General features: G+C 51.0%; 1 rRNA gene (only partly in view). It reads right to left on the bottom strand.

Annotation, left to right across the window (positions count from 1 at the left end):
- A 23S ribosomal RNA gene (locus tag OIN59_RS25125) occupies positions 1-2,500 on the bottom strand (it extends past both window edges: 337 nt to the left, 42 nt to the right).

Genomic DNA, 2,500 nt, shown 5'->3' with positions numbered 1-2,500 from the left:
TTTAAATGGCGAACAGCCATACCCTTGGGACCGGCTACAGCCCCAGGATGAGATGAGCCGACATCGAGGTGCCAAACACCGCCGTCGATATGAACTCTTGGGCGGTATCAGCCTGTTATCCCCAGAGTACCTTTTATCCGTTGAGCGATGGCCCTTCCATACAGAACCACCGGATCACTATGTCCTGCTTTCGCATCTGCTCGACTTGTCAGTCTCGCAGTTAAGCACGCTTATGCCATTGCACTATCGTCACGATGTCCGACCGTAACTAGCGTACCTTCGAACTCCTCCGTTACGCTTTGGGAGGAGACCGCCCCAGTCAAACTGCCTACCATGCACTGTCCCCGATCCAGATAATGGACCTAGGTTAGAACCTCAAACACACCAGGGTGGTATTTCAACGTTGGCTCCATGACATCTAGCGACATCACTTCAAAGCCTCCCACCTATCCTACACAGATCTGTTCAAAGTCCAATACAAAGCTACAGTAAAGGTTCATGGGGTCTTTCCGTCTTTCCGCGGGGAGATTGCATCATCACAAACATTTCAACTTCGCTGAGTCTCAGGAGGAGACAGTGTGGCCATCGTTACGCCATTCGTGCAGGTCGGAACTTACCCGACAAGGAATTTCGCTACCTTAGGACCGTTATAGTTACGGCCGCCGTTTACTGGGACTTCAATCAAGAGCTTGCACCCCATCATTTAATCTTCCAGCACCGGGCAGGCGTCACACCCTATACGTCCACTTTCGTGTTTGCAGAGTGCTGTGTTTTTATTAAACAGTCGCAGCCACCGATTTTTTGCAACCCCGTTGGGCTCCCTCTGTACGAGTTCACCTACTTGGGGCATACCTTCTCCCGAAGTTACGGTATCAATTTGCCGAGTTCCTTCTCCTGAGTTCTCTCAAGCGCCTTAGAATACTCATCTCGCGCACCAGTGTCGGTTTGCGGTACGGTCGTCAATAGCTGAAGCTTAGTGGCTTTTCCTGGAAGCAGGGTATCACTCACTTCGTCTGCAAGCAGACTCGTTATCACCCCTCATCTAAGCCCGGCGGATTTGCCTACCAGGCACGACTACAGGCTTGAACCAACATATCCAACAGTTGGCTGAGCTAACCTTCTCCGTCCCCACATCGCACTATTGATCGGTACAGGAATATTGACCTGTTTCCCATCAGCTACGCATCTCTGCCTCGCCTTAGGGGCCGACTCACTCTACGCCGATGAACGTTGCGTAGAAAACCTTGCGCTTACGGCGAGGGGGCTTTTCACCCCCTTTAACGCTACTCATGTCAGCATTCGCACTTCTGATACCTCCAGCATCCGTTACCAGACACCTTCACAGGCCTACAGAACGCTCTCCTACCACTTGCAATAAATTGCAAATCCGCAGCTTCGGTAACTGGCTTAGCCCCGTTACATCTTCCGCGCAGGACGACTCGATCAGTGAGCTATTACGCTTTCTTTAAATGATGGCTGCTTCTAAGCCAACATCCTGACTGTTTTAGCCTTCCCACTTCGTTTCCCACTTAGCCAATTTTAGGGACCTTAGCTGGCGGTCTGGGTTGTTTCCCTCTTGAGTCCGGACGTTAGCACCCGGTGCTCTGTCTCCCAAGCTGTACTCTGCGGTATTCGGAGTTTGCATAGGTTTGGTAAGTCGCCATGACCCCCTAGCCTAAACAGTGCTCTACCCCCGCAGGTAATACTTGAGGCACTACCTAAATAGTTTTCGGAGAGAACCAGCTATTTCCAAGTTTGTTTAGCCTTTCACCCCTATCCACAGCTCATCCCCTAGTTTTGCAACACTAGTGGGTTCGGACCTCCAGTACCTGTTACGGCACCTTCATCCTGGCCATGGATAGATCACTTGGTTTCGGGTCTACACCCAGCGACTGATTCGCCCTATTCGGACTCGATTTCTCTACGGCTTCCCTATTCGGTTAACCTTGCCACTGAATGTAAGTCGCTGACCCATTATACAAAAGGTACGCAGTCACCCTTGCGGGCTCCTACTTTTTGTAAGCATGCGGTTTCAGGATCTATTTCACTCCCCTCCCGGGGTTCTTTTCGCCTTTCCCTCACGGTACTGGTTCACTATCGGTCGATTACGAGTATTTAGCCTTGGAGGATGGTCCCCCCATATTCAGACAGGATTTCTCGTGTCCCGCCCTACTTTTCTCTAACTTAGTACCACACGTCTGTTTTCGCATACAGGGCTATCACCTGCTATGGCCGGGCTTTCCATCCCGTTTTGCTAACAGTCGTGCTATCACTAGAAGGCTCTTCCGATTTCGCTCGCCACTACTTTCGGAATCTCGGTTGATGTCTTTTCCTCGAGCTACTGAGATGTTTCAGTTCACCCGGTTCGCCTCGCATACCTATGTATTCAGTATGCGATACCTCTTGCGAGGTGGGTTTCCCCATTCAGAAATCTCCGGATCAAAGCTTATTTGCCAGCTCCCCGAAGCTTATCGCAGGCTATCACGTCTTTCGTCGCCTG

Origin of the sequence: Acidovorax benzenivorans, assembly GCF_028680575.1 — a bacterium.
GTDB classification, from domain to species: domain Bacteria; phylum Pseudomonadota; class Gammaproteobacteria; order Burkholderiales; family Burkholderiaceae_C; genus Acidovorax; species Acidovorax benzenivorans.
Note: the sequence above shows the minus strand (reverse complement) of the source record. Positions and strands in the feature narration are given on the sequence as shown.